General features: G+C 68.7%; 10 protein-coding genes. 7 read left to right on the forward strand and 3 right to left on the reverse strand.

Annotation, left to right across the window (positions count from 1 at the left end; all coding sequences use genetic code 11):
• A partial coding sequence (locus VNE62_11895; GenBank protein ID HVE92982.1) for a hypothetical protein occupies positions 1-442 on the reverse strand: 442 nt, incomplete at its 3' end.
• A 148-nt stretch (positions 443-590) separates the two neighbouring features.
• Here VNE62_11895 and VNE62_11900 point away from each other — a divergent pair.
• Entirely contained in the window at positions 591-1,202 is a 612-nt protein-coding gene (locus VNE62_11900) for a hypothetical protein (protein ID HVE92983.1), read from the forward strand.
• 33 nt (positions 1,203-1,235) lie between these two features.
• On the opposite strand, the gene VNE62_11905 is transcribed toward VNE62_11900, so the two are convergent.
• Positions 1,236-3,254 (reverse strand): S9 family peptidase, encoded by a 2,019-nt coding sequence (locus tag VNE62_11905; GenBank protein ID HVE92984.1) that lies wholly within the window; start codon positions 3,252-3,254, stop codon positions 1,236-1,238.
• Between the two features lie 146 nt (positions 3,255-3,400).
• Here VNE62_11905 and rpsP point away from each other — a divergent pair, with 146 nt between their 5' ends.
• The 5 genes from rpsP (at position 3,401) to trmD (ending at position 6,112) form a co-directional block, all read left to right on the forward strand.
• Complete coding sequence (gene rpsP / locus VNE62_11910; GenBank protein HVE92985.1) at positions 3,401-3,736, forward strand: 30S ribosomal protein S16; 336 nt, start codon at positions 3,401-3,403, stop codon at positions 3,734-3,736.
• Between the two features lie 49 nt (positions 3,737-3,785).
• Positions 3,786-4,016 (forward strand): KH domain-containing protein, encoded by a 231-nt coding sequence (locus VNE62_11915; protein HVE92986.1) that lies wholly within the window; start codon positions 3,786-3,788, stop codon positions 4,014-4,016.
• Positions 4,017-4,050: 34 nt separating this feature from the next.
• The gene (rimM, locus tag VNE62_11920; GenBank protein ID HVE92987.1) at positions 4,051-4,530 is read left to right on the forward strand and encodes a ribosome maturation factor RimM; all 480 of its coding nucleotides are present in this window, start codon (positions 4,051-4,053) and stop codon (positions 4,528-4,530) included.
• A 53-nt stretch (positions 4,531-4,583) separates the two neighbouring features.
• Entirely contained in the window at positions 4,584-5,195 is a 612-nt protein-coding gene (locus tag VNE62_11925; GenBank protein HVE92988.1) for a class F sortase, read from the forward strand.
• A gap of 140 nt (positions 5,196-5,335) precedes the next feature.
• Complete coding sequence (gene trmD, locus VNE62_11930; protein ID HVE92989.1) at positions 5,336-6,112, forward strand: tRNA (guanosine(37)-N1)-methyltransferase TrmD; 777 nt, start codon at positions 5,336-5,338, stop codon at positions 6,110-6,112.
• A 19-nt stretch (positions 6,113-6,131) separates the two neighbouring features.
• On the opposite strand, the gene VNE62_11935 is transcribed toward trmD, so the two are convergent.
• Positions 6,132-7,325: an HNH endonuclease gene (locus VNE62_11935; protein ID HVE92990.1), complete on the reverse strand. Its 1,194-nt coding sequence runs from the start codon at positions 7,323-7,325 to the stop codon at positions 6,132-6,134.
• A gap of 146 nt (positions 7,326-7,471) precedes the next feature.
• Between VNE62_11935 and VNE62_11940 the strand changes: the two genes are divergently transcribed.
• The coding region (locus VNE62_11940) for a sulfurtransferase (GenBank protein HVE92991.1) at positions 7,472-8,325 on the forward strand (854 nt) is incomplete at its 3' end.

Genomic DNA, 8,325 nt, shown 5'->3' on the forward strand with positions numbered 1-8,325 from the left:
TGGCGCCCGACCCTTCGACGTCGATCCACGGCAGCCTCACGGTCACGCGGTCGCCCGCCCGATCCACCTCGGCATCGGCGAAGAGCTGTACCTCATAGTGCTCATCGGGCGTCAGGATCGACCGCAGCGTCTGGGACTTGAACCGCTTCTCCTCGCGCCCGGCGACCTCCTCGTCGGACAGCCTGCGGCCCTTGCTCCGGACGTACTCCGCGAATCGTTCGAAGTCCGGGGAGCCGGGGCCCGCGCCGATCTTCTCCTGAAGGCCCCCGAGCAGCTGCGGGAGCACCTCCTCCTCCGAGTCGCCCTTCGCGTCCACGCCGATCCACGGCAGCCGAAGGACCGTCGACCCGTTCTGCGACACCGTCTCCACCTCTGACAGCAGAGCTACCTCGTACTGGCCGCCGTCGGGCAGCCCCACGGTGAATTCGTGATTGCGATCCATTCCGTTTCCCTCCTCAGAGATATCCGGAAAGAGGTTACGCCTGAGTCAGGAAGAGTGTGGCCCGTGGCGGCCCCGGGGCCCCGGCGGGTACCTTTGTGACGGGGCCGTCCGTCCAGGACGCAGCCAACCAGACACCGGGGGGGGGCCAATGTTCGTTCAGATCTTCAGGGCACGCACGAAGGACAAGGCGGGGGTCAGGGAGCAGTTTGACCGATGGGTCGCCGAACTGGCGGAAGGAGCGCCAGGGTGGCTCGGGTCAACGGTCGGCCTCACCGACGACGGCGAGATGGTCGGGATCGCCCGGTTCGCTTCCGAGGAGGAAGCTCGCGCCAACAGCAGCCGCCCGGAGCAGGGGAAGTGGTTCGAGAAGCTGAGCGAACACCTGGACGGCGACGTCAGCTTCAAGGAGTCCAGCGACGTCGACTTCGTCATGGGCGGCGGGTCGGACCAGGCCGGGTTCGTCCAGCTCATCGAGGGAGCCGTGACCGATGAGGAGCGGTTCCGTGCCGTCGTGCGCGACCTCGAGTCGCTGCTGCTCCTTCAGCGTCCCGAGATCATGGGCGGAATCATCGCCTACCACGGCGACGGGTCCCTGACGGAGGCCTTTTACTTCACGTCCGAAGAGACGGCCCGCGAGGGCGAGTCCAAGATGGCTGCGCCCGAGATCCAGAAGTACCTCGACGAGATCAGCGCCCTCACAAAGGACCTTAGGTACACCGACATCCGTCAGCCGTGGCTGGCGGGTCCGCGGGCCGTCTAGGCAGCCCGCCCTGCTGAGCTGCGCAAGCGCCGTTTACCGTGCCTGCGTCTCTGGACGCAGGTAACGCCCGAACCACTCCAGGATCGCCTCAAAGCGCATGACGCGGTGGGCTGGGCTCCCGGACCGCGACAGCTCGTGGCTTTCGGCGGGAAAGCGGACCAGTTCCACGTCACGTTTGAGCAGGCGCAGTGTCGTGAACAGGTGCTCGCCCTGCTCGACCGGACATCGCAGGTCGTTTTCCGAGTGCAGGATCAGCAGGGGAGTGGTGATGTCCGGAGCGTAGGTCGATGGTGACAGCCGGACGTAGGTGTCGACGTCCTCATGCAACTCGGAGCCGATGTACCCCTTGAAGATCCAGCCGGCGTCGCTGGACCCGTACATGGACACCCAGTTGTTGACGGCGCGCTCCGAGCAGGCGGCCGCGAATCGTTTGGTGTGTCCCACGATCCACGTAGTCATGTACCCGCCGTACGACCCGCCGATCACCCCGACGCGGTCGGGGTCGCAGAAGTCGTAGCGGCTCAACGCCTCATCGGTAACGGCCATCAGGTCCTCGTAGTCACGGGTGCCCCAGCCGGGCCCTTCGTTGGCGGGCCCCCTGATCGCCCGGCCCCACTCCTCCGAGTAGCCCGACGACCCACGGGGGTTGGAATACACGACGACGTAACCGGCCGCCGTGTAGACGTGGAACTCGTCCAGGAACCCGTTGCCGTACTGGGTGAACGGACCCCCGTGAATATTGAGGAGGACCGGGTATCGACTGCCCTCCTCGAAATCGACCGGCCGCATGATCCAGGCGTCCACCTGTGAACCGTCCGCGGACGTCGCCACGAATCGCTCCGCTTCCGACAGCGCCCTGCCCCCGGTGAAGTCGGACCCGTGGTCCGTGAGCCGGCGGTCGCCGAACCAAAGCTCGGGGAGCTGCTGCACGGTCGTCGCGACGTGGACGCCCATTCCGGCCGCGAGGTCGTAGCCGGCCACCCGCAGCTCTCCCGTCACTACCGGCTCGGGCTGTCCGGACCCGTCCGCCGGAACCATGTACAGGTGCGTGTTGCCGTGGTCCTCGCAGCCGAACAGAAGGCGATCACCTGCCCAGATCGGCTCCCGGGCCGCCGGGTACGGCTCGCAGTTGCGGTCCAGTGACGCCGTCAGAACCTTGGACCGGCCCGTGGAGGCGTCCACGACCGCGATCTGCCCGTGTCGCGGGAAGTCGAACCCGGCGGGGGTGTGACCGCAGGCGATGAGGCTGCCGTCGGGGGACCAGGAGGGGTTGGAGTACTGGGCATCGGTGGGGGTAAGTCGCGAGACCTCCCGCACGCGGGCGCCCTCCTGGTCCTCGGTGGCGGTAAGTCGCCCGACCTCCCGGACGACGTCGCCCTCGCCGGCGTCCACGATGTAGATGTCGTTGGCGGCGTCGATGTCCCAGTCCTCGTGCCGGGCCGAGACAAAGGCCAGGCGGCGCGAGTCCGGGGCCCACGTGGGAGCCGAGTCCTCGTGGTCGCCGTCCGTCAGCTGGACCGGTTCGGACGATCCGTCGGCTTGCACCACGAACACATGCCTCGGCCTGTCGGCGGTCCACCCGACGCTGTCGAGCTTGAAGCCCAGGCGCCTGAACCGCCGGGGCGCCCGCTTGCGCTCGTCCTCCTGCTCGTAGGCGGCGTCCCGGACGCGGGAGGTGAAGGCGATGCGGCTGCCGTCCGGGGACCACACCGGCTGCGCGACGTCTTCCTTGAGGTCCGTGAGCTTGACGGCTTCGCCTCCCGAGGCGGGAATGACGAACAGCTGCGCGGCATCGGACTCCCTGCTGGACGTGAACGCGAGTTGCGAGCCGTCGGGGGACCAGCGGGGACTGGAGTCGCGCTTGGACCCGGACGTGAACCGGCGCGGGGGCGCCGATCCGTCGAGGGGGACGACCCACACCGCGCTGCGGTACTCGGCGGACTCTTTGTCGATGGTCACCAGCACATAGGCGGCCGTCCTGCCGTCCGGGGAAACCCGAGGGTCGGCGACGGCCACCAGGTCGTTGACGTCCTCCGGAGTCATCCCTCTCATCGCCCCTCCTCGGCCGGAAGCGCTCAGACTACAGAGGGGAGCCGGGCACGCTCCCTGGTGCAAGGCGTCCGGTCCGTTTCGACCGGCCGGACCGCGCCGGCCCGGAGCGGGTATCGTTGACGGGTCGTTCCCCACGAGAGGAAGCCATGGTCAAGATCCGTTTGATGCGCGTCGGTGCGAAGAAGCGACCGCTTTACCGCGTCGTCGTTGCCGAGTCGCGCTCGCCGCGCGACGGAAAGTTCATCGAGATAATCGGCCAGTACGACCCCGTGCCCAACCCGAGTGAGATCAGCATCGACTCGGACAAGGCCTTGGCGTGGCTCAACAAGGGGGCCCAGCCCACGGAGTCCACGCTGGCCCTGCTGAAGCGAACCGGAATCTGGACGCAGTACACCGCGTCCCAGCCCCGGAAGCCGAAAGCCGATCCCAAAGCGCGGCGTGGACCGGTGAAGGGCGCGGCCAAGGGCGGCGCCAAGGCGTGATGCAGTCGCGCGGCGCCCCGCGACCTGACCTCGCGCCTGGAGCCGTTTCATGAAGGACATCCTCGAGTTCGTGGCCGGGTACCTCGTGGACGACCCGTCGGCCGTCAAGGTCGAGACGCTCGAGGGCCACCGTTCGGTGATCCTCCAGCTCCACGTGGCCCCCGAGGACATGGGGAAGATAATCGGCCGCAACGGACGGGTCGCCAGGGCGCTCCGGACGCTCATCCAGGCCGCAGCGACGCGCGATGGACGAAACGCGATCGTCGAGATCGTCCAGTAGCGAGTTCGCCGTCGACGGGCCCTCGCATCTCATCGTGGGCCACGTGGGCAAGGCAGTCGGCCTCCGAGGCGAGGTAGAGGTCGAGGTCGTATCCGACGACCCGGAGCGGTTCCGGACGGGGTCCGTCCTGCTTCTGGGGGTGGATCGTCAGGTGACCGTGCGCTCGTCCCGGCGCGCCCGGGGCCGCCACGTGGTCGCGTTCGAGGAGATCGGAGACCGAGAGGGGGCCGAAAGCCTTCGAGGATCGGACCTCAGCGTCCCCGCCGACAGGACCCGGAAGCTGCAGCCGGGCGAGTACTGGGACCACGAGCTGGTCGGATGCGCCGTCCTGTTGGCGGACGGGACCGAAGCCGGCAGGGTCGTGGACGTCCTGCACATGCCCGCCCAGGACCTGCTGGTGGTGGACTCCGGGGGCCGGGAGCGGATGGTCCCCCTGGTGGCAGACCTGGTCGCGTCCGTAGACACGTCCTCGCGGACCATCGTCGTCAACCCCATCCCCGGCCTCCTGGACTGAGCACCTGGTCTCACGGGCGGTAAGGGCGCAACCGCTCCAATAGCATTGGGGTGATGACCCTGCCTCTGGGCCGCCTGCGCCGGCCCCTGGTCCTTGTTGCGTCCGTCGCGGCCCTGGCGACTCCGGCGCTGCCCGAACCGGCCGCGAGGCGGACCTACGCACGGGTTGCCTCGCCGGTGGGCGCGGCCGTGACCGTGACCCCGCCCCCGGCTCCGACGCCGACCCCCGTGCCGGAGATCGTCCCGACGACCATCGAGATGCCGTCGCTCGCCGTCAGCGCGCCGGTCGTGCCGGTGGGGATCGGCCCGGACGGTGCGATGGGAACCCCCGGCAACGCGGTGGACGTCGCCTGGTGGGAGGGGGTTCCGGCGGGTGCGGGAAATGCACTTCTCGCCGGGCACAAGGACTACAACCGCCGGCAGGGGTCCTTTTTCCGGCTCAAGGACCTCAAGCCGGGGGACCCGGTCCGCGTTACGGGGGCCCAGGGGGTCCTGGAGTTCAAGGTCGAGTGGGTGCAGCAGGTGAGTGCCGAGGCGGACGCCGCCGAGATGCTGGGGGACGTGGGGGGCCCGGTGCTGACCCTCATCACCTGCGGCGGGCAGTTCGACCGGCGAATCCGCCACTACCGCGACAGGGTTGTGGCGAGAGCGGTCCTGGCGGCCTAGGGGTCGGGCGACCCGGGCCCGGGAAAAGGGAAAGGACCGCGGCCCCACACCGCGGTCCTCTTCGCGCTCCCGAATTCACAGAATCTGTTCCCGGAGCGCGGCTGGCCCAAACCTCCCGCGAGGCTCGTCATCATGTCCGGGTGCGCATCGACGTCCTGACGATCTTTCCCGAGGCGGTCGAACCGTTCACCCAGGCCTCGCTGCTGGGCAAGGCCGTGGAGCGCGGCCTGCTCGAGGTGCATGTCCACGACCTGCGCGACCACACTCGCGACCGCCACAGGAAGGTCGATGATCAGCCCTACGGTGGGGGGCCGGGGATGGTCATGAAGGCAGAGCCCTTCTTCGACGCGCTGGAGGCCCTGTGTGGGGAGCCGGTCTCGCCGATCCGGGCCCCCGAAGGCCCCGCCCCCGAAGGCCCCGCCCCCGAAGGCGACGGCCCCGAAGGCGAAGGCGACGGCCCCGAAGGCGCAGGTCGGCGTCCGCGCGTCGTCCTGCTTTCTCCCTCCGGTGCCCGGATGGACCAGGCGAAGGTGCGCGAGTTGGCGCAGCGGCCGTGGCTGGTGCTCCTGTGCGGACGTTACGAAGGGGTTGACGAGCGTGTCGCCGAGCACCTGGCGGACGAGGAGCTGTCGATCGGTGACTACGTTCTGGCCGGTGGCGAGGCCGCGGCGATCGTGGTCGTGGACGCTGTCGCCCGCGTCCTGCCCGGGGTGGCGCAGGACCCCGAGTCAATAGCACGGGAGTCTTTCGAGGAGGGGCTTCTCGACCATCCGCAGTACACCCGGCCCCCGGACTTCCGAGGCTGGACCGTGCCCGAGGTGCTGTTGTCCGGACACCACGGCGAGATCGAACGCTGGCGGCGGGCGGAGGCCGAAAGACGAACACGCGAGAGGAGGCCGGACCTGCTCGGCAACTGAAGCGCCGCCGGGGGATAACTCAGGAAGTGTCCGGCGGACCCGCCCTGGGTGAGGCGGCAGCCGACGCAACCATCGCCGCCGGGACGACGGAGCGGACCCGGGGCGCCCTCAGTGCCTGCGTCCGCGGCTGGAACACGGAGCCGTCGGGCCGGGTGAAGCTGATCCCGGGCCCTGCCTCGCCTCGCAGCGACCATCTGCCCTCGTGGACGAGAACGTGGTGCGTGGTGCACAGCAGAATCAGGTTGTCGAGAGTCGTCGGCCCCCCGCTGCTCCAGTGGATGATGTGGTGGGCGTGCACGCGGCGTTTCCTGTCACAGCCCGGGAACACGCAGGTCTTGTCCCGACGGCGCAACCGTCTGTAGAGGTGCGGGGGGACGGTCCGAGCGACTCGCCCGGTGCGCATCGACCCGGAGCTCGGGTCGGTGGCGGATACGTCGAGCCTGGCGTCGCAACAAAGGCGGAGGGCTACCTCGTGTGGGACGAATGCGTCCGACTCCACCCACGCCGGCGCCGTCCGATCGTCGGCCGGACGCGAAACAGGTGCCGGAGCGTCAGCAGCCGCAGGCAGGACCGGCTTCTCAACGTGCACCACTACCGTGGCACGGTCCGGGTCGCCGTCCTGTGCCACTGCCGACGAGGCGATGTCGACCAGCGCATCGGCGTAGGCGGCATCGAAGTCCCTGAGGTGTGTCTCCTTCGGCACGCGGCGGTCGAGTGCCTTCTGGACGAGGGCCCCCTCTTCGGGGTGGAGTTGTCCGCGTATACGCATAAAGCGCTCGTCGCGCGTGACGTCTAGCCGCAGATAACGTCCGTTGTCGGAGCGCTCCAGCCTCCTCGCGGTTTCCTTCCGCGCCTCGTGCTCGAGCTCACCGATGGACCAGAAGGGGAGTGCACCGACCCAAGCCGCGGCGTCGTCGGGACCGGGCGCGCTCAGGACTCCTACGGCCTTGACCTGGTCGGTCGAGATCCGGCCGAGACTCATCGCCTCCTGCAGGGCCGGACGCTCGTGAACCGTCCGGGCCTGCGCTACGAGTTCCCGGGCCGTCCGGGGGCCGAGCTGGTACCGGGCGGCGATCCACGAGCTGAGATCGCCGGCACCGTCGTCCTTCCATGCGTCGGTCGCGCCGAGGTCGCTGATGCACGACAGAAGCTGCGCCAGTGCCCGCACATGATCCTCGTGGGCCCGATCAGTTGCCTCAATCAACGAACACATGTTCGTATTCTAGACGGTCGGGGTGACAGGGGGCCTGGGGCCCCGCAGCCCCCGCCCTGCGCTGATACCATCGCCTTTCTCCCCCCACCCCCCGGGAAGCGGACGCGGGCACACGCACGCGCCGAAGCCGTTGAGGGAGGGAACTCATGGGTGGATACGCCAAGCCCCAGGTGCTGGTGGACCTCGACTGGGTCGAGAAGCACGTGTCCGACGACGCGGTTGCCATCGTCGAGGTGGACGAGGACACGGGCGCATACGCATCCGGACACATTCCCGGGGCGATCGCGTGGAACTGGAAGACCGACCTTCAGGATCCCGTCCGGCGCGACTTCGTCTCCGCGGAGGATTTCGCGAAGCTGTTGGGCGAGTCCGGGATCGACAACGACACGACGATCGTCCTGTACGGGGGCAACAACAACTGGTTCGCCGCCTACGCCTACTGGTACCTGCGGTACTACGGCCACGGCGACGTCCGGCTGATGGACGGCGGGCGCAAGAAGTGGGAGCTGGAGAATCGGTCGCTGACGACGGACGTGACCAGCCGTCCGAACAGAACCTACCGCCCCGGCACCCCGGACAGTTCCATCCGGGCCCTTCGGGACCAGGTGAAGGAAGCGATAGGCAGCCAGAACATCGTGGACGTCCGGTCGCCGGACGAGTACTCGGGCAAGCTGCTGGCGCCGGCCCATCTGCCGAACGAGGCGGCGCAGCGTCCGGGACACGTCCCGACGGCGAAGAACATCCCCTGGTCAAAGACCGTCCAAGACGAGGACGGGACGTTCCGCGACGCGGAGGAGCTCCTGACGCTGTACCGGTCCGAGGGCGTGGACACGTCCAAGGACACGATCGCCTACTGCCGGATCGGGGAGAGGTCGGCGCACACGTGGTTTGTCCTGCATGAGCTGCTGGGAGTGCCGAACGTGCGCAACTACGACGGGTCCTGGACTGAGTGGGGCTCCCTGGTGGGGGCCCCCATCGAGAGGTCACACCCCCCCCGGCC

It is taken from the genome of Actinomycetota bacterium, from assembly GCA_035536535.1.
GTDB lineage: Bacteria > Actinomycetota > JAICYB01 > JAICYB01 > JAICYB01 > DATLNZ01.

Coding starts and splice junctions, on each gene's coding strand:
- rpsP (HVE92985.1), top strand. CDS start 3,401: ATGGTCAAGATCCGTTTGATGCGCGTCGGTGCGAAGAAGCGACCGCTT.
- VNE62_11915 (HVE92986.1), top strand. CDS start 3,786: ATGAAGGACATCCTCGAGTTCGTGGCCGGGTACCTCGTGGACGACCCG.
- VNE62_11905 (HVE92984.1), bottom strand. CDS start 3,254: ATGAGAGGGATGACTCCGGAGGACGTCAACGACCTGGTGGCCGTCGCC.
- VNE62_11925 (HVE92988.1), top strand. CDS start 4,584: ATGACCCTGCCTCTGGGCCGCCTGCGCCGGCCCCTGGTCCTTGTTGCG.
- VNE62_11935 (HVE92990.1), bottom strand. CDS start 7,325: ATGTGTTCGTTGATTGAGGCAACTGATCGGGCCCACGAGGATCATGTG.
- VNE62_11900 (HVE92983.1), top strand. CDS start 591: ATGTTCGTTCAGATCTTCAGGGCACGCACGAAGGACAAGGCGGGGGTC.